Source organism: Mesorhizobium sp. M8A.F.Ca.ET.208.01.1.1 (assembly GCF_004791315.1).
Taxonomy (GTDB): domain Bacteria; phylum Pseudomonadota; class Alphaproteobacteria; order Rhizobiales; family Rhizobiaceae; genus Mesorhizobium.
In genome coordinates this window covers 99,648-126,373 of sequence record NZ_SRUT01000008.1, presented here as the reverse complement: position 1 = coordinate 126,373, position 26,726 = coordinate 99,648, and the positions used below count along the sequence as shown (strand labels likewise).

Below are 26,726 nucleotides of genomic sequence, written 5' to 3'. Positions count from 1 at the left end.
TGTCAAATGATAGTGTCCGCCATCTTCCGAAGGCCTAGGGTCCGAGCGCTATCCTTGCGTCCGAGACAGTTGGCGATCGGCGTTTCAACCCCGATCCCTTCGAGGCCATCATGTTAGAGTCTCTCTATCTGCAACTCGGCCAGCACGACACAGTGTCGGACGAAGAGAAGGCCTTGTTGGCCGAAACGGTTTGTTTCGGACGGGAGTTCGAAAAGGGGCAGGATCTGGTCAAGGCGGGGTCGCGGCCAACCTATAGCACCATGCTGCTGGATGGCTTGGCGGCACGCTATAAGGTGCTCGAGGACGGCGGCCGGCAGTTCACGTCCTTGCAGGTGCCCGGCGACTTTGTCGATCTCCACGCCTTTTTGCTCAAGACCATAGATCACGGCATCGTCGCGCTGTCGCCTTGCCGGGTGATGTTCGCGGATCACAACAAGCTGAAAGCCATTACCGAACAGGCCCCTCACCTGACCCGGTTGTTGTGGCTGGACACGCTGGTCGATGGCGCCATTCATCGCGAATGGATCGTGGCGATGGGCCGCCGTTCCAAGACCTCGCACCTGGCCCATCTCATGTGCGAATTGTTCGTGCGCCTGCAGGCGGTGAAACGCACCAACGGCATGAGCTTCCATCTACCGCTGTCACAGGCCGAAATGGCCGACGTGCTTGGGTTGTCGGTCGTGCACATGAACCGGGTGATCGGGGGCTTGAAAAAGATCAAGGTGATCACCTGGACGAACCATGTGGTCACCATTCTGGACTGGGACCAACTTGCCAGGCTTGCCGAGTTCGATCCCACCTATCTGAGCATCAACAACGAACCGAGATAAACAGGCTTGGCTCAATTTGCGGTGCTGCTGTTCTCGTCAAAAAACTGAATGCCCCGCACAGCAGCCTTCTTGGTGATCAAGCCTTTCAGATCCGCATCCGATCGCTCTGTGCCGGTCCGCTCCCGCAGCATGGCTATGGCGGCTTGCATCGACGAAAAGGGACGGTCCTGCAACTCGTCGAGAATGGCGTCCACCGACGCCGCGACGTTTGTCGGTTCGGGATTTATCGACATGGCCTTCCGTCCGACTCGCCTGCCTAATCGGCATGGCAGGTGTTCAAAGGCGCTTGATACCACCCAGCTTCAAGCGAAGCCTTTGGCCCTCGGCATAGGCCAGGGCAAAGGATTCGAGGTCGAATTGGCAGGTCGTTTCCTCACCGCCGCCGATCACACGGACGAACCATTCACCGCAGCCTTCGACGACCTCGATCCGGGTTCCGACTTTGCTTTTGTGCTGGGTATCGTGCACGGCTTTCCTCGCAAGCATCAGCCAACGCGGGATTCTCGCACCAGAACGAGGTTCCGTCATTTAAATTTGATGTCTTTGCGCTGTACGAGTTTTGCCAAATCGTGCCGAGCCAATCTGTCGCGCCGGCAGCATAAAACGCGGCTCGCACAGGATTAGGCTCGGGAGCCCTAAACAGAAGATCCAATAGCTTGGCAAAGCCGATGGTACCGTTGGCTGGGATCGAACCAGCGACCTCCGGATCCACAATCCGGCGCTCTAACCATCTGAGCTACAACGGCACGTCTTAACGTTGGTAGCAGGATCGAGGTGGAAGGTTCACTCTCCGCGATCCGCTCTGTCGTTCGGCGATGCGTCCATACGGGCTTATGGATTCTAATTCAAGGCTTTTGCAAAGCAAAGGCCACTTCCCCACAGCGGTGCAGCTTTCGCCGGGCAAAGAAAAAGGCCGGCGGGAGGAGGTGCCGGCCTTTTCCTGTTACGAGCCAGCGGGAGGAGGTGCTGGCTGGTCACCCCGGAGGTGGAGGGAGGAGGTTCCACCCGCCGGGTATTCGCTCGACCGTCACTATCTCACATCTATTTGTCCGACAAAATGCGACCTTTTGTTGCATCCGCGGACGATGCGCAATTATTAGGCGGCCTTGATTTCCTTGATCGCCTTCTCGAAAGCGGTCTTGATCGGCTTCGAGACATCCTCGGCCGCCTTGGAGGCGACAGCCTGGAAGTCCTTGGCCTGCTCGACGGTCAGTTCGACGCGCTTGCGCAGGAAGGCGGTCTGCAACTCGACGACTTCCGACAGCGACTTGGCGCCGATCAGGGCTTCGAGATGCGAGAAGCCGGCCTCGGCATTGGCGCGCAGCGCGGCAATGGTCTTGAGCGACAGGTCGCTGGAAACAGTCTTGGCGGTCTCGTAGGTCGACTCCAGAGCCTTCTGGGTCTCCTCGGCACCGGTCTTGAGCTTGGCGTAGGCCTCTTTCGACTGCTCAACGCCCTTTTCGGCGAAAGCGCGCATCTGGTCGGTGGCCTTGGAAGCGTCGAAGCTCGGGAATTCAACGTTTTCGATCGTCTCGGCAGTCTTGGTCCTGGACATTTTCCATCCTTTTCAGCGGCAGCGGCTTTGACAGAAAGCCGTCTCGTTCATGTATGATGGCAATATAAAGGCAAATTTTGTGCATTGCAATATCCTTGTTGCAGTGCACAAAAAAATGTTTTTAGCCGTTAACCAAACAGCCAGAATTCAGCCTTTGCACGTTCTGGCTTGTGGACCTTCGTGGCTGCGGCTTTTATTAACAAAGCGTTAACTGCAAATCGCCGCTCCGTGAGGGTCCGCCAAGCGCATGCCGTCCGAATATTCCTTCCTCGACGTCGCCGTGCTCGACGCGGTCCGCCAGCGGTTTGCCGCCGGCGACGCGATCGCGATCCTGTCGGTGGACCTCGAGCAGGTCATCTGGGCCAATGGGCCGGGCGCCGCCATGTTCGGCTATCCCGATATCGAGGCGATCATCGGCGCCTCGGCGCGGCTGCCGCTGGTCGCGCGCCGTCAGATCATGGCGACCAGCGGTTTCCCGCAGATCGGCGGCGATCGCTCGATCACGGTGCGCCTGGCGACCGGCATGACCAGCCGCGCCGTCGGCTTTCTTGCCAGTGCCCTGACGCTGCCCGATGGCGAGCATGCCATCATGCTGGCCGTGCCGGCGGCGCAGACCGGCTCGCGCAGTGCCGCCGAGATCGCCAACCGGGCGATCAGCGGCCTTACCGAGGACGGCCATTTCATTGCCTTTATCGATGCCAAGGGCAATGTCGAGGCCGCCTCGCAGGGATTTTCGGCACTCGGCATCCAGCCCGCGACACTGGCGGCCCTGGTGGCCGACGTCGCGGCCGAGGGCGAGCGCATCGTCAAGCGCCTCGTTCCGGGCGGCAGAACCTCCTACCCGGCGGGCCTCGCCCGGCTGACGCCGGAGCGGCATCTGCTGGTGGTGATCGACGAGGATCAACTCGAGGACAGCGCATCTGGCGCTTCGGCGGACGGCTCGTCCGCGGCAACGGAACGCCCTGCCAAGGAGATTGACCGCACAACGGAGGCGGCGGAAACCGCCACGGTCGAATCCGGGTCTCGGCAGAACAATCAGCCGACGGCCGATGTTTCGCGGACGGACGCGACCAAACAGCCCGCTGCCGCTGCCGAGACCGAACAGGCGCCCGCCCCTTCCAGGCCCGTGGCTGACGATAGGCCGGAACAGGCAACGCGGGAGATCGAGGAACCGACAGGCCCGACCCCGGTCGCCGCCGACAATGATCAGCCGGCGGCGGGCACGCCGGCACAGCACGATCATTGGTATTTCCATGCTGGGGAAGACGACGCGTCAACCGTGCCGGAACCGAAAGGCGGGACCGAAGCGGTTGGCCCCGAAACTTCGGCGGACAGCGTGAAGCAGGCCATCTCGCCTACGGCCCCGGTCGCAACCGTGGCCACCCGCAGGATAGACCGCTCGGCGGCACCGTTGCGTTTTGTCTGGCGTACCGACGCCGAGGGCAAGTTCAGCGCGCTGTCGCCGGAATTCGCCGATATCGTCGGCCATCCGGCAGCCGACGTGATCGGTCGACGCTTCAGGGATGTCGCGGCGGCCTTCGGTCTTGATGCGTCCGGCGAGATCGCCGGCCTGCTGGAGCGGCGCGACACCTGGTCCGGCCGCTCGGTGCTGTGGCCGGTCGTCGGCACCGACCTGAAGATTCCCGTCGACCTGGCGGCATTGCCCGTCTATGGCCGCAGCCGCGCCTTCGAAGGTTTTCGCGGCTTCGGCGTCGCGCGAACCGGGGATGCGGTCGTCGATCCGGAAGCGATCGGCATGGCACTGGTGCCCAATGGCGCAATGCCGGCGGCGCCGAAACCCGAGGCCGTGGAGACGGCGCCTGAACAGCCCGAGGCCGAGGGGCCGAAGGTATCGGATCCGTTCAAGGGCGAAGTGCCGGCGCTGACCATCGTACCGAAACCGGAGCGGCGCTTTGCCGACAAGGTCATCCGGCTGGCCGAACACCGGCAACCGGCCAATGACAAGGGGCTGTCGACGCTGGAACGCAGCGCGTTCCGCGAGATCGGCGAGCGGCTGAAGAAAGAAAGTTCGCCGGAGGCTGAACCGGCCGAGCCGGCAAGGCAGGCGGACCCAGATGCCGGGTCAGGCCCTTTGTCGGAGCCGCACCACGCGACCAAGCCCGCGACCGATGCGACGCCGCCGGCGGACATCGCCACCCCATATACCAAACCAGCCGATTCGAGCCGGGAATCGGCGACCGGCCAGGCGCATGGTATGCCAACGCCTGATGCGCAAGACGCACCGGACGCGGGCGAACCCTCCCTGAGCGATGCCGAGGATCAAAGGGATCTTGCGCGGCTCGACGGTGCGCAAGCGGACCAGGTCGAACAACAGGCGCCGAGCTCCGAATCCTCGCCGCCGGCGGCCTCGGGCTCCCTGCTCGACTACGCCGATAAAGAGGACAAGCCTGCTGATGTCGCCGACGGCAGCGACGAGGCCACAGCGCCCGAGGCACAAGAGATAATCGCGACGAAAGCGATGGCCGAGGATCGCGAGGCGCCAGCGCAGGCAGGATCCGCCAAGTCACCGCCGGCTGATGACGACGACATGACGGCGGACGATTTACGCGACGCCGAAGACAATGAGGATTGGACCGACGAGGACGCGACTGCATCCGGCGAGGAACCGATTGCTGCCCCCGGCCGAAGCGGCGGCTCGGATGATGCGGCCGGGACATTTGCCGAGCGGCCACGCCTGCAAGTGCCGCCACTCAAAACCGAAGGATTCACGCCGTCGGCCTTTTCCGTCGGTAGCGAAAACAAGACGCCGGATACATCGCTGCTCGGCAAGCTGCCGGTGCCGCTGATCATCCATTCGGGCGACCAGTTGCACTATGCCAACGACGAATTCCTCGACCTGACCGGATACGAGACGCTGGAGGACCTGGAGGAAGCGGGTGGCCTCGGCGCTTTGTTTGCCGATCCTTATGCCGATGACGGCGCTTTCGACGGCAGCGACCGGGCTCTGCGGCTGAAGACGCGCGACGGACAGGAATTTCCTATCGACGCCATCCTGCGCTCCGTGCCCTGGCGCGATGGCAAGGCGCTGATGCTGGTCGTTCGCCGTTCCGGCGAGGATGATGCCCCCGCGGCGGCGCACGCGATTGGCGAAGGGCCAACGCAGCCCGACATTTCCGAGCTCAAGGCACGCATCGCCGAGATGCGTACCATCATCGACACCGCCACCGACGGGGTCGTGCTGATCGGCAGCGACGGCACCATCCGTTCGATCAGCCGCCCGGGCGAGGCGCTGTTCGGTTTCGACAGCGACGAGGTGACCGGCAAGCCTTTCGCCTCGCTGTTTGCCATCGAGAGCCAACGCGCGGCGCGCGACTATCTCACCGGCCTGTCGGAGCCTGGCGTGGCGAGCGTGTTGAATGACGGCCGCGAGGTGATCGGCCGCGAAGCACAGGGGCGCTTCATCCCCCTGTTCATGACCATCGGCCGGCTGCCCAACGACAGCGGCTTCTGCGCCGTGGTACGCGACATCACACAGTGGAAGCGGGCCGAGGAGGATCTCACCCAGGCGCGTGCGGTGGCCGAACGCGCTTCCTCGCAGAAAACCGATTTCCTCGCCCGCATCAGCCACGAGATCCGCACGCCGCTCAATGCCATTATCGGCTTTTCCGAGCTGATGGTCGACGAGAAGTTCGGGCCGGTCGCCAATGACCGCTACCGCGATTACCTGCGCGACATCAACCGCTCGGGCAACCACGTGCTCGACCTGGTCAACGATCTCCTGGACATCTCGAAGATCGAGGCCGGCCAGCAGGAAATGGCTTATGAGGCGGTGTCGCTCAACGATACGCTGGCCGAAACCGTGGCGATGATGCAGCCACAGGCCAACCGCGAACGCGTCATCATCCGCTCCAGCTTCGCCTCGCGGCTGCCGGAAGTGGTGGCGGATTTGCGCAGCGTGCGCCAGATCGCGCTCAACATCCTGTCCAACGCCGTCCGCTACACCCAGGCCGGCGGCCAGGTGATCGTCTCGACCGCCTATGAGACCTCGGGTGACGTCGTCATGCGGGTGCGCGACACCGGCATCGGCATGAGCCAGGCCGAGATCGAGCAGGCGCTGAAGCCGTTCAAGCAGATCAACGCCCTGAAGCGCGGGCGCGGCGACGGCACCGGCCTTGGCCTGCCGCTGACCAAGGCGATGGTGGAAGCCAACCGCGCCCGGTTCACCATCAATTCGACGCCCGGCGAAGGCACGCTGGTCGAAGTCGCCTTCCCGTCGACCCGGGTGCTCGCCGAGTAAGGTGAGCCTCCGCGGCAGCGGTTCTGCCGCTAGCTTCGCAGTTACCGCGCGGTGATATTGGCTGCCCGCCGAATCCGGGACCGTCGGGAAAATCGTTCGGCCGCCGGAACAAAGCCTGCAGGCGCTTGTTAGGCACACAGCACGATGTGTGCCTAACAAGGATCTATTCATGAAAAATCGGCTGTTACTGGCCGCGCTCGGCGCGGCCACGGCAATCACCTTTGCCATGCCTGCCCTGGCTGCGGACAAGGCGCAGGACTTCATCGACAAGGCGGCGTCCGGCGGGATGTTCGAGGTGGAATCGAGCAAGATCGCCGAAGGCAAGGCGCAGGATCAAAGCGTCAAGGACTTCGCCCAGAAGATGATCGCTGATCATGGCGCGGCCAATGCCAAACTCGAGACGATCGCCGGCGAGCAGAAGCTGCAGGTGCCGACGGCAACGGACGCCAAGCACAAGAGCGATATTGACGCTCTGCAAAGCGCCAAGGATTCGGTCGACAAATCTTACGTGCAGATGCAGCGCGATGCCCATGCCGATGCGGTGAAGCTGTTCGACGGCTACGCCAAGGACGGCGACAACGCGCAGTTGAAGACGTTTGCGCAGCAGACCTTGCCGACGCTCAAGATGCATCAGGACATGATCGAGAAGATCGCTTCCACGATGGATGACAAGTCTTCCGCGACGGGTTCGACGACCCCTGCCGTCACCACGACCGACACGGCAAATCCGTCCGCCCCGGTGCCGGGCGCCAACAGCTTCACCGAAGATCAGGCCAAGAGCCGCATCCAGGATGCCGGCTTCTCGGATGTGTCCGCGTTGAACAAGGACGAACAGGGCATCTGGCGCGGACAGGCGACCAAGGACGGCAAGAAGACGGCCGTCGCGCTCGACTACCAGGGCAACGTCGTTGCCGGCACCAACTGAACAGCAAATCTGGAGATCTTGACCATGAAAACCGTGACCGGACTTTTCGACAATTATGATGACGCTTCCGATGCTGTCGGCGAGCTGGAGGCAAGCGGCGTGCCGCACGCCGATATCAGCATCGTCGCCAACAATTCGACCGAATGGTACGACGGGGATGACGACCGCTCCAATGCCGCCGAGGATGCCGCCAGCGGCGCGGGTGTGGGTGCCGTCATCGGCGGTGCGGGTGGCTTGCTGGCCGGGCTCGGCATCATGGCCATTCCCGGCGTCGGCCCGGTGGTGGCCGCCGGCTGGCTGGCCGCCACTGCTGTCGGCGCCGTTGGAGGCGCTGTCGTCGGCGGAGCTGCCGGCGGAATCGTCGGGGCACTGACGGAGTCCGGAGTCCCAGAAAGGGATGCCCATGTTTATGCGGAAGGTGTGCGCCGTGGCGGCACGCTGGTGACAGCCAAGGTCGATGATCAGTTGGCTGGCCAAGCCGAGCGGATTCTCGGACAAGCCAATTCGGTCAATCTGGAAGACCGCCGCAGCGCATACGAGGCCGACGGCTGGACGGGTTTCGACAGCAACGCCAAGGCCTTCACACCCGATGAGATCGAAAGCGATCGCGGGCGCTACGCCAATCGCCCTTGATCCCCTCGCCCGCTGCCAAAGGCGGCGGGCGAAAGTCTGCCGCGCGCAAGCCCGCATCGAAGCTCGAAGGAACACGCTAAATGGCCAAGGCACCACGCCGCAACGGCAACACCGCCGCTATTCACGATCAGACCTTGACGAGAGGTGATGGCGGTGAATTGCACCAGCGCGCCGAAAGCGACGGCGCGGTATTGACCACGGCCCAGGGCGGACCGGTCTCGGACGATCAGAACTCGCTGAAGGTCGGACCGCGAGGACCGACGGTCCTCGAGGATTTCCACTTTCGCGAAAAGATTTTCCACTTCGACCATGAACGCATACCCGAGCGGGTCGTGCACGCGCGCGGCTACGGAGCGCATGGCTATTTCGAGACCTATGACTCGCTCGCCAAATACACCCGGGCCGACATTTTCCAGCGCGCCGGCGAGAAGACGCCAGCCTTCGTCCGGTTCTCGACGGTTGCCGGCTCGAAGGGCTCATTCGATCTGGCGCGCGACGTCCGCGGCTTCGCGGTGAAGCTTTATACGAAGGAAGGAAACTGGGACATTGTCGGCAACAATATACCGGTTTTCTTCATCCAGGACGCGATCAAGTTTCCGGACATGGTGCATGCCGTCAAGGAAGAGCCCGACCGGGCGTTTCCACAGGCCCAGTCCGCACACGACAATTTCTGGGATTTCATCTCGCTGACGCCAGAGTCCATGCATATGATCATGTGGGTCATGTCGGACCGCGCGATCCCGCGTTCCTTCCGCTTCATGGAAGGGTTTGGGGTGCACACGTTCCGGTTTTTGAACGTCAAGGACGAATCGACATTCGTCAAATTTCACTGGAAGCCGAAATTCGGCCTGCAGTCGGTGGCCTGGAACGAGGCGGTGAAAATCAACGGTGCCGACCCGGACTTCCATCGCCGCGACCTCTGGCAGGCCATCCAATCCGGCAATTTCCCGGAATGGGAACTCAGGGTTCAGCTCTTCGACCAGGATTTCGCCGACAGCTTCGATTTCGATGTCCTGGATGCGACCAAGTTAATTCCGGAAGAGGTGCTCGAGCCGATCCCGGTCGGCCGCCTGGTGCTCGACCGCATGCCCGACAATTTCTTCGCCGAAACCGAGCAGGTGGCGTTCATGACGCAGAACGTCCCGCCCGGGGTCGACTTTTCCAACGATCCTTTGCTGCAGGGCCGGAACTTCTCGTATCTCGACACGCAGTTGAAGCGCCTGGGCGGCCCGAACTTCACGCACATCCCCATCAACGCGCCGAAGTGCCCGTTCAACCACTTCCAGCAGGATGGGCATATGGCCATGCGCAATCCTGTGGGCAGGACGAACTACCAGCCAAATTCATTCGATGAAGGCCCGAGGGAATCGCCTCAGCGCGGCTTTCGTTCCTTCGCCGACGCCGAAGCCGGACAAAAACTACGCCTGCGCGCCGAGAGTTTCGCGGACCATTACAGCCAGGCGCGGCAGTTCTTCAACAGCCAGACCCCGCCCGAGCAGCGGCACATAGCGATGGCTCTGACCTTCGAGCTGAGCAAGGTCGAGACACCGGTCATACGCGAGCGAATGGTCGCCCATCTCATGAATATCGACGAAGGACTTGCCGTAACCGTTGCCGACAGGCTGGGCATCAAGGAATTGCCCAGACCGGCGGACGCCGCAATCGTGCCGAGGAACGATCTCGCACCGTCGCCGGCGCTCAGCATCATCCAGAACGGACCGGAAAGTTTCGCGGGCCGCAAGGTCGGCGTGCTTGTCAGCGCGGGCGCGGATGCCGCGCTTCTGAAGCGGCTGCAATCGGCGGTCGAGAAGGAGGGAGCCACCATGGAAGTGGTCGCCCCCAAGGTCGGCGGCGTCGAGGCCGGCGATGGAAGCTGGATCGAGGCCCGGCATATGATCGACGGCGGTCCCTCCGTCCTGTTCGACGCCGTCGCCCTCGTCCTGTCGGACGAGGGGGCGCAACGGCTGACCGGCGAGGCAGCGGCGCGCGACTTCGTCGCCGACGCATTCGCCCACTGCAAGTTCATCGCCTTCACGGCCGCTTCTGTGCCGCTGCTGCAGAAAGCGGGCGTCGACCCGAAGGCCGATGAGGGCATGATTGACCTGACCGAGCCCAAAGCTGTTGCCGGCTTTGTGGAATCATGCCGCAAACTCCGTCTCTGGGGGCGGGAAATGGCTGTAAAACTGTGATCAGCCTGCGCCCTTCTGCGAGCCGAGTGCACCGACGAAGCCTTGGGAAGAGACTGCTCCGGTAAAAGAAAAGGCGCCCAAAGGACGCCTTAACAGATGGGATTGCTGTCACAACGGGGGCTTGAGCTGAATTCAGCTCCTCGGGGGCTGAGGAACGGGATTTCTCCCTCAAGTTACATGCGACTATCGACGCCGGCCCTTAACAAGTCCTTACCGGGTCGCCAAAAAATTTACGAATGTGTACCACTCGTGAAATCTAGGTAAATTCGCGCGACATATTTCGTTAACCATGCCGGTTGCGGTCACTGCGCAAGTTGCGGCAGGTTCCTGAATAGCTCCAGCGCTTCCGGGTTGGCGAGCGCTTCCTTGTTCTTGATGGCGCGGCCGTGCACGACATCGCGCACCGCAAGCTCGGTGATCTTGCCCGACTTGGTGCGGGGGATGTCCGACACGGCGACGATCCTGGCCGGAACATGGCGGGGGCTGGCGCCGGCGCGGATCTTGGCGCGGATGCGTTTTTCCAGATCCTCGTCGAGCTGGACACCAGCGGCTAGCCGCACGAACAGCACGACGCGCACGTCATTGTCGAAATCCTGGCCGATGCACAGCGCCTCGAGGATTTCGGGCATCTGCTCGACCTGGTTGTAGATTTCCGCCGTGCCGATGCGCACGCCACCTGGATTGAGCGTCGCGTCCGAGCGGCCGTGGATGACCATGCCGCCATGACCGGTCCATTCGGCGAAATCGCCATGGCACCAGACATTGTCGAAACGCTCGAAATAGGCCGCCTGGTACTTCTTGCCGTCGGGATCGTTCCAGAAGCCGATCGGCATGGACGGGAAAGCCTTGGTGCAAACCAGTTCGCCCTTCGCCTGCCTGACCGGCTTGCCGTCATCATCCCAGACGTCGACGGCGAGGCCGAGGCCCGGCCCCTGGATCTCTCCTGTCCAGACCGGCTCGATCGGCACGCCGAGCACGAAGCAAGAGACGATATCGGTGCCACCGGACACCGAGGCCAGGTGCACATCCTTCTTGATGCCGTCATAGACGAAGCGGAAATCCTCGGGCGAAAGCGGCGATCCGGTGGAGGAGATGGCGCGCACCGTCGACAGATCATGGCTGCGGATCGGCTTGAGACCGGCTTTGCGCACCGAATCGATGAACTTGGCCGAAGTGCCGAAGAAGGTCATCTTCTCGGCATCGGCGAGGTCGAACAGCACATTACCGTCGGGATAGAAGGGGGAACCGTCGTAGAGCAGCAGCGTGGCGCCGGAGGCAAGACCCGATACCAGCCAGTTCCACATCATCCAGCCGCAGGTGGTGAAGTAGAAGAAGCGGTCGCCATCACCGAGGCCGGCATGCAGCCGGTGTTCCTTGACATGCTGGATCAGCGTGCCGCCGGCCGAATGGACGATGCATTTGGGAATGCCGGTGGTGCCGGACGAAAACAGGATGTAGAGCGGATGCGAAAACGGCAGCCGCTCGAAGGTGACTGGTTTGACGGCGAAGGGCGACAGCGCCTCTTCCATCGCCACGGCCTTGTCGATGGTATCGGCAACATCCGCGGATGTGCCGAGATAGTCGACGAGCAGAACCTTGCGGACGCTGCCGAGCCTGGCCGCGACCGCCTTGACCTTGTCGGCGACCTCGATCGCCTTGCCATTGTACCAATAGCCGTCCGGCGCGATGAAGACGACAGGCTCGATCTGGCCGAACCGGTCGAGCACACCCTGCTCGCCGAAATCAGGAGAACAGGATGACCACACCGCCCCGATCGAGGCCGCAGCCAGCATGGCGGCGACGGCTTCGGGCATGTTGGGCATCATTGCCGCGATACGGTCACCCTTCTTCACCTTAAGCGACAGGAAAAGCTGCTGCAGGCGCGAAACCAGGCCATGCAATTCGTTCCACGACAGCCGCCTCTCGACCTTGTCCTCGCCGCGAAAGACGATTGCTTCGCCGGCACCGGTCTTCTTCAGAAGGTTTTCGGCGAAATTCAGCGACGCGTCCGGGAAGAACGAAGCGCCGGGCATCTTGCCGCCATCGAGTAGCAGTCGCTCGCCCTTGTCGCCTTCAAGTCCGCAGAAATCCCAGACGAGATCCCAGAACGCCTCCCGGTTCTCGACCGACCAGCGATGAAGATCGGTATAGGACGAGAACGGACTGCCGGTAGTCGTTGCCGCGGCCTTCATGAAGGCGGTCAAGGGGGAGGCATCAATCTGGTCTTGCGTCGGGGTCCAGAGCGGTACTTCGCCAGCCATGATCGATCCTCCCACGGTCGCCATCGCTTATGCATATCGCAGCGCAGCAGAGCAAGATTTTGTTGGGCCGATGCGCCCAGGTGTGCGCAAATGCCATCGCTGGGCCATAAAGACTTGAAATGCGTCAGCCCTAAGTCGTAGTGACGACAGGGTTACACCCGTCGGACGATCGGTTTTTATCGGAATGGAAGCATACGGGGCTATATGCCATCATCCTTGATCCGCCGCGGAGTGTGGGCGATCGGCGTTGCCGCCATCGTCATCGCGCTGGTGGTCGCGGCCCTGCCGCTGATCGCCTCGACGCGGATCGTGCGTGACCGCATCGCGTGGGAGTTAAGCGCCTGGAGCGGCTTTCGAGTTGCCATCGAAGGGTCGCCGCGCATCGAGGTCTGGCCGAAATTCCGCGCGATCCTGACCGATGTGACACTGTCGAAGTGGACCGACGGCGATGCCCCGCCGGTCGTCGAAGCCGAAAGGGTCGAGGTTGACCTCTCGGCCATGGCGGCATTGCAGGGCGATGTGGCGTTTTCCACGGCACGGCTGGTGCGGCCGACAATCCGGGTGCAGCGCACGGCGGATGGCCTGTTCCTGCCCACGGCGCCGACGGGCGGGCGCATCGCGCGCTCCATCGACGCGGCTCGCGGCGTGGTCAATGCCGACCCCGCCAAGCCCGATCTCGACAAGCTGCCAGCCGACACTTTCGGCACCGTCGAGTTCAGGGATGGCCGCATGGTGGCGTCCGTCAACGGCAAGGATGTGGAGATCCTGAGCAGTCTTAGCGGCCAGGCCACCTGGGCGGCGATGAACAGCAATGCGACACTGTCCGCGACCGGGATCTGGCGCGGCGAAAGCGTGACGGTGGATGCCGCCTCGCCGAGACCGCTGGTGCTGTTTGCCGGGGGCACGGCGCCGCTCACCCTGTCCTTCAAGGCAGCGCCCGCCACCTTCTCCTTCGACGGCACCGCCAGCATGTCCGAAAACGCCTATTTCGACGGCCAGGTGAAATTCGCGGCCCCATCGCTGCGCCGCGTGCTGGAATGGTCGCAGGCCGGCATCGCGCCGAGCGCGGCAATCGGCTCGGTCAGCATTTCGAGCAAGGTCACTGCGTCGGCCGGCCGCATCAAATTCGAGAACACGGCGCTGGCGCTGGACAATAACCCGGGCATGGGCGCGCTGGACGTGTCGCTCGGCGAGACGCAGCCGGTGATTTCGGGCACGCTTGCCTTCGACACGCTCGACCTCAGGTCGTTCCTGTCCGCCTTCACGCCACTGGGACCGGCGACCAGCGCCGAGCCGGGCCAGGTCGACACGAGTTTCGCCGACCGGGTCAACCTCGATCTCAGGTTGTCGGCGGCCCATGCCACGGCGGGAAGCATCCAGCTTGCCGATGTCGCGGCCACCGCCCAGGTCAAGGACGGTCTTTCCGTCTTCGATATCTCCGACGCCTCGGCTTTTGGCGGCAACGTCCAGACCAGCCTTCGCTTCGACCGCAAACCCGAAGGCACCCAGGTCGAGATCCGGCTACTGGCCTCCGACGTCGATGGCGGCGCGTTCGGTACCGCGGCCGGGATGACCCGGCTGGTGCCGGTTGGCACGGGCACCGTTTCGGTCATCCTCAAGGGACCGGGAAGGACCTGGGATTCGATCTTCGAAAACGCCGACGGCTCGGTCTCGGCGACCTTCGGCCCTGGCGCGCTCAGCAAGTTCAACCTGCCGGCGTTTCTCAAGCATACCGAACAAGGCGGCTTCTTCGCGCTCGACGATGTCTCGGACGGGACGCTGCCCATCGATGGCGCCGAAGTGAAGGCAACCATTTCGAGAGGTGTGGCGAGACTCGACAAGGCAGAGGCCAATTCGGCGAAATACAAGATCTGGCTTTCCGGCATCGCATCCTACGCAGGACGCGGACTGGCACTGTCGGGCGGTGTTATCCAGCCGGATCAGCCTGCAACGCAAAAAACTGGCCAGCAAGGCCCCAACCAGTCGTCGTTTTTCGTCGGCGGAACGTGGAGCACGCCGTTCATTTCACCCATCAGCCGTGGGGTTTCGGGCGAATAAGGCATTGCTCCTGAAGCGCCGCTCCTAGAGAGGTTCAGCGTTTGATAGAATCGCCGATCCGCTCTAACTTCTTGTTTCTATGCAATTCCCAAGGGGAAGCGCTACGCGCTTCTCCCGGGAAAACCGCTAGGCACTTTTCCTGGAATTGCTCTACCCGCGTTGCGCGGCCCGCTCGTCAAGCTGCCGCTGCACCTCGCGTCGCTTGTTGGCGACCGAAGCGATGATCACGCCAACCGTGACGATCGCGATCAGGATGGTGCAGGCGGCATTGATCTCCGGCGTCACGCCGAGACGGACCTGGCTGTAGATCTTCATCGGCAGCGTGGTGGCGCCAGGGCCCGAAGCAAAGCTGGCGATGACCAGGTCGTCCAGTGACAGCGTGAAGGCCAGCATCCAGCCGGACACGATCGCCGGCAGGATGACCGGCAGCGTGATCTGGAAGAAGGTCTTCACCGGCGGCGCGCCAAGATCCATGGCGGCTTCCTCCAGCGAACGATCGAAGCTGACAAGCCGCGACTGCACGACGACCGCGACAAAGCACATTGTGAAGGTGATATGCGCGAGGATCACGGTCGTCATGCCGCGATCCATGCCGATGGCGACAAACAGCAGGAGCAGCGACAGGCCGGTAATGACATCAGGCATGACCAATGGTGCGAAGATCATGCCCGAGAACAGGACCCTGCCCCGGAAGCGTGTGTAGCGGGTCAGCGCCAAGGCGCCCATGGTGCCGAGAACCGTGGCCACGGTCGCTGAAATCAGACCGACGCGGATGGTCACCCATGCGGCGTCCATAAGGCCCTGATTGTGGAACAGCGACACGTACCATTTGGTCGAGAAGCCGCCCCAGACGGTGACGAGCTTGGACTCGTTGAAGGAGAAGACGACGAGCAGCACGATCGGCAAATAGAGAAAGGCAAAACCAAGCGTGATCGAGGTGATGTTGAAGCGGCTCCAGGTGGTGTTCATTTGTCCTGCTCCTGCGCGCGGGCCTGGGCATGCTGGAACAACACGATCGGTACGATCAGCAGCAATAGCAGGATGACGGCAACGGCCGACGACACCGGCCAGTCACGATTGGCGAAGAACTCGTTCCACAGCGTCTTGCCGATCATCAGCGTCTGTGAGCCGCCGAGCAGGTCGGGGATGACGAACTCGCCGACGGCCGGGATGAACACCAGCAGGCAGCCGGCAATGACGCCCGGCAGCGACAGCGGGAAGGTGATCTTCCAGAAGGCAGCTGTCGGCGGGCAGCCGAGGTCCTTGGCTGCCTCGATCAAGGAATAGTCCATTTTTTCCAGCGACGAATAAAGCGGTAGCACCATGAACGGCAGGTAGGAATAAACGATGCCGATGAAGATTGCCGTATAGGTGTTGAGGATCACCAGCGGCTGGTCGATGATGCGCAGCGCCAGGAGCAGCTGGTTGAGCAGGCCCTCGGGCTTCAGGATCCCGATCCAGGCATAGACGCGGATCAGGAACGAGGTCCAGAACGGCAGGATGACCAGCATCAGCAATGTCGGGCGGATCGTGGCCGGAGCGCGCGCCATGCCATAGGCGATGGGATAGCCAACCAGCAAGGTCAACACCGTCGAGACGGCAGCGATGACGACGCTGGTGAGGTAGGCCCTGAAGTAGAGTGCGTCCTGCGTCAGCCAGGCATAGTTGTCGAAGTTGAGGTCGCGAAAGCCGGCGAAGAAGCCGGAAACGCCGTCGCTGAAATCGAGCACCGGCGTATAGGGCGGCATGGCGATAGCCGTCTGCGACAGCGAGATCTTGAAGACGATGATGAAGGGGACGAGAAAGAAGAACAACAGCCAGAGATAGGGAACGATGATGACGAGCCGGCTGACGAAGCCGGCACCCAGCCGTATCAGGAACGGCTCGGCGGCAGTCGATGGCGCGGCGGCATCGGCGACGGCGACATTGGACATGACCGCCCCCCTACCGCGCCAGCACGACGCCGGCGTCGGGCCGGAAGGACACCCAGGCACGGTCGTTCCAGGTCAGCGGGTCCTCGGTCACACGGGCCGCGTTCAGCGCGCTTGCCCGCACGATCTGCCCGTCGTCCAGCCTGACGTGATAGACCGTCATGTCGCCGAGATAGGCGATGTCGTAAACCTCGCCCTCCAGCGCGTTGACGGCATCGGCCGGCTTCTTCGACGAGACCCTGATCTTCTCCGGCCTGATGGCGAAGACGATATTGGCATCGGCCTTTGCATTCGCGCCACCATTCTCGACGACGATCTGGGCCCCGCTTGGACCTGTGATGCGCGTCGTGTTGGCCGACTGTTCGGCAACCTTGCCCTCGAACATGTTCACGTTGCCGACGAAATGGGCGACGAAGCGCGACGTCGGGGCTTCGTAGACTTCCGGCGGCGTCGCCACCTGCATCACCTCGCCCTTGTCCATGATGGCGATGCGGTCGGCCATCGTCATCGCCTCTTCCTGGTCATGGGTGACGACGACGAAGGTGAGACCAAGCTCCTGCTGCAGATCCATCAGTTCGAACTGGGTTTCCTCGCGCAGTTTCTTGTCGAGCGCGCCGAGCGGCTCGTCGAGCAGCAGCACCTTAGGTCGCTTGGCGACCGAGCGAGCAAGCGCGACGCGCTGGCGCTGGCCGCCGGAGAGCTGATGGGGCTTGCGCTTGGCGAACCGCTCGAGCTTGACCAGCTTCAGCATGTCGGCGACGCGCTTTTCGATATCGGGCTTGGCCATGCCTTCCTGCTTGAGGCCGAAGGCGATATTCTTCTCCACCGTCATATGCGGGAACAGGGCATAGGACTGGAACATCATGTTGACCGGCCGGCGATAAGGCGGAATGCCGCGCAGATCCTGGCCATCGAGCAGGATGCGGCCGGCCGTCGGTTCCTCGAAGCCGGCAAGCATCCTGAGCAGCGTCGACTTTCCGCAACCCGAGGCGCCAAGCAGGGCGAAGAACTCGCGCTCGAAAATGGTCAGCGACAGATTGTTGACGGCGGTGAAGTCACCGAACTTCTTGGTGACGTTGTCAAACTGGATATATGGCTTGGCGTTCGGGTCGTTCCATGGCGCGAAGTCCCTGCGGATGCTGCCAAGCGATTTCATATCCCACTCCGTGTTTTTATATTCCCCAAAAACAGAAAACGACCCCGGCAGTTGGCTGCCGGGGTCGCGTCGGATTCCCTACTGGCCGGTGACGATCTTGGTCCAGCTGCGCGTGACGATGCGTTGGGTCTTGGGATCGTAAGGCTGGATGGTATAGAGCTTCTGCAAGGTCGCGGCGTCCGGATAAACCGAAGGATCGTCGAGCAGCGCCTTGTCGACGAATTGCTGCGATGCCTTGTTGCCGTTGGCATAAAGGACATAGTTCGACGATTTGGCGATCACTTCCGGCGTCATCATGTAGTTGATGAATTCGAGCGCCTCGGCGACATGCGGCGCATCGGCGGGGATCGCCATCTGATCGAACCACATCTGGGCGCCTTCCTTCGGCACGGAATAGCCGATTTCCACGCCTTGCTTGGCCTCGATCGCGCGGTTGCGAGCCTGGAACACATCACCCGACCAGCCGACCGCCAGGCAGATGTCGCCATTGGCAAGCGCGTTGATGTATTCGGACGAGTGGAACTTCCTGATGTAGGGACGGATCTTGAGAAGAGCTTCCTCGGCCTTGGCGATATCGTCAGGCGAGGTGCTGTTGGGGTCCAGACCGAGATACTTCAGCGCCGCTGGAATGATGTCGGACGGAGAATCCAGCACATAGACACCGCAATCCTTCAACTTGGCCAGGCTGTCCGGATTGAAGAAGGTATCCCAGCTGTCGATCTTGTCGGTGCCGAGCGCTGCCTGCACTTTCTTGGTGTTGTAACCGATGCCGACCGTGCCCCACATGTAATTGACCGAGTATTCGTTGCCGGGGTCGTATTTGGCGGTGCGCTCCGTGACCGTATCCCACATGTTGGAGAGGTTCGGCAGCTTAGACTTGTCGAGCTTCTGGAACACGCCGGCCTGGATTTGGCGGGCGAGGAAACTGCCGCTCGGCACGACGACGTCGTAGCCGCTGCCGCCGGCGAGCAGCTTGGTTTCGAGGATTTCGTTGGAATCGAAGGTGTCGTAAACGACCTTGATGCCGGTCTTCTTGGTGAAATCATCGATGATCGAACTGTCGATATAGTCCGACCAGTTGAAGACGTTGACGACGCGGTCCGCGGCGTGACCGGCTGGCATCGAAAGCGCCAGAAATACCGAGGTTGCCGAAAGCCAGAGCGCTTTGCGGATCATGCTATTCTCCTTTGGTGAGTGTTCCATTGCCGGCGCGTCGCGACATGCTCGCGCGGCCGGGCATTTGCTTCAGACTATTGAGCTTTCCGGGGGCCGACAAGCGCCAACCGGCACGCCGCCCGCGGCCACCAGGTTGTTCGGGGCGGGAAGGAATTGCGGTGCCGTCAGAAGCTTTCGCCGCCGCGCGGACAGAGATACAAGAATGTGGTCCGGTCTCGATCGAGCCGCCGGGGAGACTTGGCAAGATACGCCTGTCTTGTTGTTGCCGTAGTCCCAGCCTGCCCGGGCGGCAGCGACATTGTCAATGGGCAAAGCTTCGGCGCCGGCATCAATTAGGCGAAGGCACTCCGGTGACCCCAGCCCGCTGCGGCCGCGCCTGGCGTTTGAATTCGAGCCCGATATGGACAAGCAGCGCCGTGACCACCACCGCGCCGCCTATGATGGTGCGCCCGGACGGCACCTCGGAATGGATGAGCCAGACCCATATCGGCCCCAGGATCGGCTCGAACGTGCCGAGCAGTGCCGCGATCGCCGCCGGGATCAGGCGCGCGCCGGTGGCGAAGAAAGCAAGGCCAAGGCCGAGATTGACCACACCAAAGACGAAGAGAAAGCCCATGTCGCCGGCCGATACCGTGAAGGTCGAGGCCTGCGAGGCAGCGAAGCCCGCGGCCAGGATCGTGCCGAGACAGGTCGCCGGCGTCATGCGCACGCTGGAGAAGCGCCGGGTGATGACGGTGGCGGTCGAGAACATGAATGCGATCAGCAGCGCCAGTCCGTCGCCTATGGGCGAGACGGAGCCGTCCAGAGATTCAGACACCATGATGGCGACGCCGGCGATGACGGCGGCAATCGCCATCCAGGTTGCGACGGTTACTCTTTCGCGAAACAGCGCCCAGGCAAACAGGGCCGCCAGGAGCGGCACGCCAGCCTGCATCAGGAGGATATTGGCGACTGTGGTATAGGCAAGCGCCACGACGAACGAGGTCGACGCAATGGCGAAGCAGAATCCCACCGCAATGCCCGGCAGGCCCATGTCCCGGAACGACTTCACCATGCCGCGCCAGCCGTCACGCCAGGCCATGAAGCAGAGCAGGAAGGCGGCAGCCCAGACGGAGCGCCAGAAGATAACCGTCCAGCTGTCGCCAACGCTGATGAAGCGGGCGATGGTGCCGCCGAAACTCCACATCAGCGCCGACAGGAAGACCAGCAGCATGCCGACGCGTTCCTCGCGCGGCGAGACTGTCGAGGTAGCAAGGCCGGGCGATGATGCTGTGTCTGTCATGGCGCGACTGTCGAGCTTTTGTGGACGGGACGATGCGCAAGGGGCGACAAAAAACTGCTCTGTTCGCGTAACGCAAAGACTTGGGCCGCGGGTGATCCAGAGACCGGCGACGATTGTGGCACCTTTGCTGCAGCGTTACTGGAAATCGAACGCGCTCAGGCCGGTCACCATCTCGTCGAGGCCGAGCGGTCTGGTCACCGGCGGCTCTGCGCGCGCCAGGCAGCCGACACGCTCGCAAAGCCGGCAGGCCGGGCCGACTGGCGTCGACGCGATGCCCGCCCCTACCTTTGCACCGACTGCCGTGCCGGGCAGGGCCGCACCATAGACCATGTCGTCGCGAAAGCCGATGTCGCAGCCGAGCAGCAGTGCCGTGCGGCGCGGGCGTTCGGAGAACGCTCCTTGCGGCCCCTCCAGGGTGCGGGCCATGCATAGGAACTCGGCGCCGTCGGGCATTTCCACCGCCTCGACGAAGATCTGGCCGGGCTGGGTGAAGGCGACATGCACGGGCAGCTTGGGACAGCCGCCGCCAAACCGGCTTTGCGGAAAGCCCTGGCTGCCGGCCTTGCGAAAGCGGTTTCCGGCATTGTCGACCTCCAGCATGAAGAAGGGCACGCCAGAAGCCCCTGGCCGCTGCAGCATGGTCAGCCGGTTTGCCGCCTGCTCGAAGGAAACGCCAAAGCGCGAGCGCAGGACGTCGATGTCGTAACGCGAGCGAATAGCCGCCGCGTGAAAGGGCTGATAGGGCATCATCAGCGCATGGGCGGCATAGCGGCCGAGTTCGAAGCGGGCAAGGCGGCGCGCCTCGTCCGTGGCCAGTCTCAGCGCCTGAATCTCGCCGGCGACCGCGACCGTCATGCGGATCAGGCAGGCCTCCATCGCGACTTCACGCAACTGGTCGAAAGGCGACAGGCGCTCGGAAAGGAACAGGCGCTGCGAATGGCGGTCGTAGCGACGGCGCCAGTTCGGCATGGTGGCGACCGGCAGAACCTTGACCACGATGCCGTATTCGCGCTTCAGCCATGCCTTCAAGGCGCCAGACAGGTCGTCGCCGGGATCGAGCACCGAGGTGAACGCCTCGGCCTCTTCCTCCAGCGAGGAAAAATGGTTTGGTCGCCGCTCGAAAATCTCGTGCACCTCGTCGATCGGCAGGCGGGCGCCGGAGAGCGCGGTCGCCCGCCCTTCGCGCGCCAGAAGCTCGTTGAGGTCGGACAGCCGCTCGGCCTGCTCGCGATAGGCGCGGAACAGTTTTATCACCGCGGCGGAGGCATTGGGCGCCGCCTCGGCAAGCTCGATCAGTTCCTGGTCTCCCGGCAGTTCGCCGACAAGCAACGGATCGGAGAACACCTCCTTCAGGGCAGCGACCGAGCCCCTCGCCTCGCCCTGCAGCTCATGCGGATCGACCTTGTAGACGGAGGCCAGCTTCAGGATCAGTTGCACCGTCAGCGGCCGCTGGTTGCGCTCGATCAGATTGAGGTAGGACGGCGAGATGCCGAGCCCCTCGGCCATCGCCGTCTGGGTCAGGCCTTTGGCGCTGCGGATGCGGCGAATACGCGGCCCGGCGAAAATCTTCTGATCAGCCATCGACTATCCTTGACAAGATTTACACGACATCCGCCGCAATCCCAAAGCCGCTTTCCTTTACAGGATTGACAAATTTACAGTGCCTTCCTGTCAAACACAACACAGATTTTCTCTTATATCCGACCGGTTTTCCTAATTTTTCTGGCTCATCTCGCGCCGAAATGTAAATTCAGTCACATAGAAGCGCCCCAACAAATTGGCGCGCAGACATCATACAGAACCCTCCGGAGTGACCAATGACTGATTTTTACAACCTCGTTCCCTCGGCGCCTGAAGGTCGCTTCGACGGCATTGAACGCCCTTATTCGCCGGAGGACGTGAAGCGGCTGCGCGGTTCGGTGCAGATCAGGCAGAGCCTTGCCGAAATGGGGGCCAACCGGCTGTGGAAACTCATCCACGAGGACGACTTCGTCAACGCATTGGGCGCCATGTCCGGCAACCAGGCGATGCAGCAGGTGCGTGCCGGGCTGAAGGCAATCTATCTATCGGGCTGGCAGGTTGCCGCCGACGCGAACACTGCCTCGGCGATGTATCCCGACCAGTCGCTCTATCCGGCCAATGCGGCGCCCGAACTGGTCAAGCGCATCAACCGCACGCTGCAGCGCGCCGACCAGATCGAGACCGCCGAGGGCAAGGGGCTTTCTGTCGAGACCTGGTTCGCGCCGATCGTTGCCGACGCCGAAGCCGGCTTCGGCGGTCCGCTCAATGCCTTCGAGATCATGAAGGCATTCATCGAGGCGGGCGCCGCCGGCGTCCACTATGAGGACCAGCTGGCGTCGGAGAAGAAGTGCGGCCATCTCGGCGGCAAGGTGCTGATCCCGACCGCGGCGCACATCCGCAACCTCAACGCGGCGCGGCTCGCGGCCGACGTGATGGGCACACCCACACTGGTCGTGGCACGCACCGACGCGGAGGCGGCAAAGCTGCTCACCTCCGATATCGATGAGCGCGACCAGCCCTTCGTCGACTATGATGCCGGCCGCACGGTGGAAGGCTTCTACCAGGTCAGGAACGGCATCGAGCCTTGCATCGCACGGGCCATTGCTTACGCGCCCCACGCCGACCTGATCTGGTGCGAGACCTCGAAACCCGACCTGGCGCAGGCCAAGAAATTCGCCGAGGGTGTGCGCAGGCACCATCCGGGCAAGCTGCTCGCCTATAATTGCTCGCCGTCGTTCAACTGGAAGAAGAATCTCGACGACGCCACGATCGCCAAGTTCCAGCGGGAACTGGGCGCCATGGGCTACAAGTTCCAGTTCATCACGCTGGCCGGCTTCCACCAGCTCAACTACGGCATGTTCGAACTCGCCCGCGGCTACAAGGCGCGGCAGATGGCGGCCTATTCCGAGTTGCAGGAAGCGGAATTCGCCGCGGAAGCCAATGGCTATACCGCGACCAAGCACCAGCGGGAGGTCGGCACCGGCTATTTCGACGCCGTGTCGATGGCGATCACCGGGGGCCGGTCATCGACCACCGCCATGCATGAATCGACCGAGCACGCGCAGTTCAAGCCGGCAGCGGAGTGAGTTCGCAAAAAGACGACCAACAGAGGAACGCCCGAGAGGGCAAGGACATAGGAGAAGACCAATGGCATCGATAAGCCGTGTCAAGGAACGGGCGGAAGAGCAATCGACCACGATGAGCGTCGACCAGCAGGCGACGATCCGCATGCTGGCCAACGATCTGCACAGGCTGAACCAGTCGGTGATGAAGGCCGTCGAGGCGGGCGTCTCGGTGGAGCTCGTGCGCTCTGCAAGGCACCATGGCGGCGACGGCAATTGGGGCGATCTGCTGATCCCGGTGATCGTCACGCAGCAGAGCCACAGCTGATCGGAAATGGTCCAGGCGACCCTTCACCTGCGCAATGTATGCGCAGGTGAATTTTATTTTTACGTAACCAAGCCATGGACAGAGCAGTACAGTACTGTTGCTTGAATCCACTGTTGTGGAGAGTGCCATCCGGTTCTTTTATTTCAACTTGACATAGGGTCCGATCTCACGCCAATTGTCGCCCAGATTCAACTCTGCATTGAAATAGGGGCGAACTTCTTGGCCGACTTGGGTGCCCCGTGAAACGAGACGGCGAGACCGCAAAACATGTGAATCTGGTGACCCGGGATTCAAGTACCGAGACGATTCACGATCTCTCCCGGGTGCTTGTCGTCGGGAAGTCGCCGATCAACCGGGTCGTGGTATCGAAGATCGTCGAGCGATCCGGACTCAGACCAATCTCGGAATCGCCTGATATCGCAGCGAAAACCTTGCGGACGCTAGTGCCGGGCGCGATTGTGCTCGACGGCGGCCCCGACAACAAGGATTGCGACAACCTGATGCCCGGCATCGAAAAATTGCGCCGGGCCTCGGGCAAATCGCTTCCTCCCGTGATCCTGCTTTCAACCAAGAACGGCACGCCGGAGAGCCTTGGCCTGGCGAATATCATCGATGCGGTGGTGGCCAAGCCGATCACGCCCGAACGGCTGCAACCGGTGATCGATCGTCTGATCAGCCGCTGAGGCAATTGCGGGAAAGTCGTGCAGCGGTTTTTCCCTCCGGAATTATGCAAAAAGCAAATAATCGAAGTCGCGATCAGCCCGGCTTCGCGATGCTTTCTATCAGTTCCGGCAATTGGCCGAGATCCGATATCTGGCGGAAACGCGGCTCGGCAACTGGCGCCTCGACGTGTTCGAGCACCCAGGTCAGTTCGTGTGGCACATGGACACCCCAGCCGCCGGCCTCGATGGCGGGCACCACGTCCGACTTCAGCGAATTGCCGACCATCATGCTCCTTGCCGGACCATCGCCATGGCGGTTGAAAAGGCGCGCATAAGTCGCGGCGGTCTTGTCGCTGACGATCTCGACGGCGTCGAACAGGTCGCCCAGACCGGAGCCGACCAGCTTGCGCTCCTGATCAAACAGATCGCCCTTGGTGATCAGGACGAGGCGGAAGGTGCCGGCGAGTTTCTCGACCGTCTCGCGTGCATGCGGCAACGGCTCGATCGGATGGCGCAGCATCTCGCGCCCGGCGTCCAGAATCTCCGCTATGACCGAAGCCGGTACGCGCCCGTCGGTGACCTCGATCGCCGTTTCGATCATCGAGAGCGTAAATCCCTTGATCCCGAAACCATAGATCGCAAGGTTGCGCCTCTCGGCCTCCAACAGCCGCGCCGATATCTGCTTTTCCTCGCCATGATCGGCCAGCATGGCGGCAAAGCGCTTTTCTGTCGTGCGGAAGAATTGTTCGTTCTGCCAAAGCGTGTCGTCGGCATCAAAGCCGATCGTGGTCAGTTCGCTGCTGGTTCGCATCGCCGGCTTCTCGATTGCGGGAAGGCGCCAAACCTAAGCCGACCGGCAGGCGGTTTTCAACCTGCACCGGCAATTGCCGGCGGCGGCTCCCCTTCCCTTCCATCACGCGGCACGGCTATACTCCGAAATCCGCAACCCAATCTGGTGAATGATGCCGCCTGCAAAAAAGGAAGTCCGTCCGTCGAGCCGCGGAGGACGGGCGCGCACGCCTGCCTTTGTGAAAAACCTGCGTGGTGTGAAGAACTGGAAGGAAGTCAGCGATTGGCTGGAATGGCGCGGCATCGAGGATATCGAATGCATCACGCCTGATCAGGCCGGCGTGGCGCGCGGCAAGATGATGCCGTCGAAGAAATTCACCTCCAACACCTCACTGGCGCTGCCCTCGGCCGTCTTCATGACGACGATTTCCGGCGGCTATCCAGAGGACGGCAACGGCTTCCACTATCCGGAAGACGACGGCGACCTCAAGCTGATGCCGGACCTGTCGACGCTGACAGTGGTGCCATGGGAAGAAGACCCCACGGCGGCCGTCATCTGCGACCTCGTCCACCAGGATGGTCGCTCGGTCGAGTTCACGCCGCGCAATGTGCTGAAGCGCGTCATTGCCGCCTACGACAGACTTGGGTTGAAGCCGGTCGTCGCGCCCGAGATCGAGTTCTACCTCGTGCGCAAGAATCCAGACCCGGACTATCCGTTGACCCCGCCCGTCGGCCGCTCCGGGCGCGCGATCGGCGGCGGCGCCGGCTATTCGATCGCCGGCGTCAACGAGTTCGACGAACTGATCGACGACATCTACCATTTCTCCGAAAGCCAGGGGCTGGAGATCGACACGCTCATCCACGAAGAGGGCGCCGGCCAGCTCGAGATCAATCTGCGCCATGGCGACCCGGTCGAACTTGCCGACCAGGTGTTCATGTTCAAGCGCACCATCCGTGAGGCGGCTCTCAAGCACGAGATCTACGCGACCTTCATGGCCAAGCCGATCCAGGGCCAACCGGGCTCGGCCATGCATATCCACCAATCGATCATCGACAAGAAGACGGGCAGGAACATCTTTTCGGCCGAGGATGGTTCCGAAACCGAGGATTTTTTCCATTTCATCGGCGGCATGCAGAAGCACGTGCCGAACGCGTTGGTGATGTTCGCGCCCTACGTCAATTCCTACCGGCGGCTGACGCAGGCGGCATCGGCTCCCGTAAACAACAAATGGGGCTACGACAACCGCACCACGGCGTTCCGCGTGCCGCGTTCGGACCCCGCGGCGCGGCGCGTCGAGAACCGTATTCCGTCCTCCGACGCCAATCCCTACCTGGCACTTGCAGCCTCGCTCGCCTGCGGGCTGATCGGCATCACTAGGAAGATCAAGGCCGAGCCGCCGGTGCTGACGACCGCCAACGCCGACGAGATCGACCTGCCGCGCAGCCTGCTCGAAGCGGTCGACCTGTTCGAAGGCGACGAGGAACTCTGCGCGTTGCTGGGCAAGTCCTTCGCCGCCACCTATGCGGCGATCAAACGTGCGGAATTCGAAACGTTCATGGAAGTGATCAGTCCGTGGGAGAGGGAGTATTTGTTGCTCAACGTCTGACCA

General features: G+C 62.4%; 21 protein-coding genes and 1 tRNA gene. 10 read left to right on the top strand and 12 right to left on the bottom strand.

Annotated elements, in window-relative coordinates; genetic code table 11:
* The first annotated feature begins 110 nt into the window (after positions 1–110).
* Complete coding sequence (locus tag EN851_RS27605; protein ID WP_135930410.1) at positions 111–830, top strand: Crp/Fnr family transcriptional regulator; 720 nt, start codon at positions 111–113, stop codon at positions 828–830.
* An 11-nt stretch (positions 831–841) separates the two neighbouring features.
* Here the strand turns inward: EN851_RS27605 and EN851_RS27600 are convergent, their stop codons facing one another.
* The 4 genes from EN851_RS27600 to EN851_RS27585 all read right to left on the bottom strand — a co-directional run bounded on the left by EN851_RS27600 (position 842) and on the right by EN851_RS27585 (position 2,385).
* Positions 842–1,063, bottom strand: a complete 222-nt coding sequence (locus tag EN851_RS27600; protein ID WP_127870867.1) for a hypothetical protein — start codon at positions 1,061–1,063, stop codon at positions 842–844.
* Between the two features lie 43 nt (positions 1,064–1,106).
* A complete protein-coding gene (locus tag EN851_RS27595) occupies positions 1,107–1,298 on the bottom strand; it encodes a hypothetical protein (RefSeq protein WP_245464296.1) in 192 nt (63 codons plus the stop codon).
* Between the two features lie 201 nt (positions 1,299–1,499).
* Positions 1,500–1,576: transfer RNA gene (locus EN851_RS27590), tRNA-His, on the bottom strand.
* 350 nt (positions 1,577–1,926) lie between these two features.
* Complete coding sequence (locus EN851_RS27585) at positions 1,927–2,385, bottom strand: phasin (protein WP_027144815.1); 459 nt, start codon at positions 2,383–2,385, stop codon at positions 1,927–1,929.
* 247 nt (positions 2,386–2,632) lie between these two features.
* Between EN851_RS27585 and EN851_RS27580 the strand changes: the two genes are divergently transcribed.
* The 4 genes from EN851_RS27580 to EN851_RS27565 all read left to right on the top strand — a co-directional run bounded on the left by EN851_RS27580 (position 2,633) and on the right by EN851_RS27565 (position 10,390).
* Entirely contained in the window at positions 2,633–6,643 is a 4,011-nt protein-coding gene (locus EN851_RS27580) for a PAS domain S-box protein (protein ID WP_135930409.1), read from the top strand.
* Positions 6,644–6,812: 169 nt separating this feature from the next.
* On the top strand, positions 6,813–7,568 hold the full coding sequence (locus tag EN851_RS27575; RefSeq protein ID WP_127276926.1) for a DUF4142 domain-containing protein: 756 nt from the start codon (positions 6,813–6,815) through the stop codon (positions 7,566–7,568).
* Between the two features lie 24 nt (positions 7,569–7,592).
* Positions 7,593–8,201 (top strand): general stress protein, encoded by a 609-nt coding sequence (locus EN851_RS27570; RefSeq protein ID WP_127276924.1) that lies wholly within the window; start codon positions 7,593–7,595, stop codon positions 8,199–8,201.
* Positions 8,202–8,281: 80 nt separating this feature from the next.
* The gene (locus tag EN851_RS27565) at positions 8,282–10,390 is read left to right on the top strand and encodes a catalase (protein WP_135930408.1); all 2,109 of its coding nucleotides are present in this window, start codon (positions 8,282–8,284) and stop codon (positions 10,388–10,390) included.
* A gap of 302 nt (positions 10,391–10,692) precedes the next feature.
* On the opposite strand, the gene EN851_RS27560 is transcribed toward EN851_RS27565, so the two are convergent.
* Positions 10,693–12,651: an acetoacetate--CoA ligase gene (locus EN851_RS27560; protein WP_127277038.1), complete on the bottom strand. Its 1,959-nt coding sequence runs from the start codon at positions 12,649–12,651 to the stop codon at positions 10,693–10,695.
* A 204-nt stretch (positions 12,652–12,855) separates the two neighbouring features.
* Between EN851_RS27560 and EN851_RS27555 the strand changes: the two genes are divergently transcribed.
* Positions 12,856–14,709 carry an AsmA family protein gene (locus EN851_RS27555; protein ID WP_127277036.1) on the top strand — a complete coding sequence of 618 codons (1,854 nt, stop codon included), beginning with the start codon at positions 12,856–12,858 and terminating at the stop codon, positions 14,707–14,709.
* Positions 14,710–14,859: 150 nt separating this feature from the next.
* Here the strand turns inward: EN851_RS27555 and EN851_RS27550 are convergent, their stop codons facing one another.
* The 6 genes from EN851_RS27550 to EN851_RS27525 form a co-directional block, all read right to left on the bottom strand.
* Entirely contained in the window at positions 14,860–15,678 is an 819-nt protein-coding gene (locus tag EN851_RS27550; RefSeq protein ID WP_127277034.1) for an ABC transporter permease subunit, read from the bottom strand.
* Positions 15,675–16,643, bottom strand: coding sequence for an ABC transporter permease subunit (locus tag EN851_RS27545; RefSeq protein ID WP_127870860.1), 969 nt, complete (start codon positions 16,641–16,643; stop codon positions 15,675–15,677). Before EN851_RS27545 ends, EN851_RS27550 begins: the two co-directional genes overlap by 4 nt.
* A gap of 10 nt (positions 16,644–16,653) precedes the next feature.
* Positions 16,654–17,796, bottom strand: a complete 1,143-nt coding sequence (locus EN851_RS27540; protein ID WP_127277032.1) for an ABC transporter ATP-binding protein — start codon at positions 17,794–17,796, stop codon at positions 16,654–16,656.
* 78 nt (positions 17,797–17,874) lie between these two features.
* The gene (locus EN851_RS27535) at positions 17,875–18,972 is read right to left on the bottom strand and encodes a polyamine ABC transporter substrate-binding protein (protein WP_135880997.1); all 1,098 of its coding nucleotides are present in this window, start codon (positions 18,970–18,972) and stop codon (positions 17,875–17,877) included.
* A gap of 328 nt (positions 18,973–19,300) precedes the next feature.
* The gene (locus tag EN851_RS27530; RefSeq protein ID WP_127277028.1) at positions 19,301–20,254 is read right to left on the bottom strand and encodes a DMT family transporter; all 954 of its coding nucleotides are present in this window, start codon (positions 20,252–20,254) and stop codon (positions 19,301–19,303) included.
* Positions 20,255–20,389: 135 nt separating this feature from the next.
* Positions 20,390–21,835, bottom strand: a complete 1,446-nt coding sequence (locus EN851_RS27525) for an XRE family transcriptional regulator (protein WP_135930407.1) — start codon at positions 21,833–21,835, stop codon at positions 20,390–20,392.
* 236 nt (positions 21,836–22,071) lie between these two features.
* Between EN851_RS27525 and aceA the strand changes: the two genes are divergently transcribed.
* From aceA to EN851_RS27510, 3 genes are all read left to right on the top strand, one after another.
* Complete coding sequence (aceA, locus tag EN851_RS27520; protein ID WP_135930406.1) at positions 22,072–23,361, top strand: isocitrate lyase; 1,290 nt, start codon at positions 22,072–22,074, stop codon at positions 23,359–23,361.
* 61 nt (positions 23,362–23,422) lie between these two features.
* Complete coding sequence (locus EN851_RS27515) at positions 23,423–23,665, top strand: hypothetical protein (RefSeq protein WP_023766759.1); 243 nt, start codon at positions 23,423–23,425, stop codon at positions 23,663–23,665.
* A gap of 239 nt (positions 23,666–23,904) precedes the next feature.
* Complete coding sequence (locus EN851_RS27510; protein WP_135880998.1) at positions 23,905–24,348, top strand: response regulator; 444 nt, start codon at positions 23,905–23,907, stop codon at positions 24,346–24,348.
* A 73-nt stretch (positions 24,349–24,421) separates the two neighbouring features.
* Here the strand turns inward: EN851_RS27510 and EN851_RS27505 are convergent, their stop codons facing one another.
* A complete protein-coding gene (locus tag EN851_RS27505; RefSeq protein ID WP_127870856.1) occupies positions 24,422–25,138 on the bottom strand; it encodes an HAD family hydrolase in 717 nt (238 codons plus the stop codon).
* A gap of 148 nt (positions 25,139–25,286) precedes the next feature.
* Here EN851_RS27505 and EN851_RS27500 point away from each other — a divergent pair, with 148 nt between their 5' ends.
* Positions 25,287–26,723, top strand: a complete 1,437-nt coding sequence (locus EN851_RS27500) for a glutamine synthetase family protein (protein WP_167531254.1) — start codon at positions 25,287–25,289, stop codon at positions 26,721–26,723.
* Positions 26,724–26,726 lie beyond the last annotated feature (3 nt).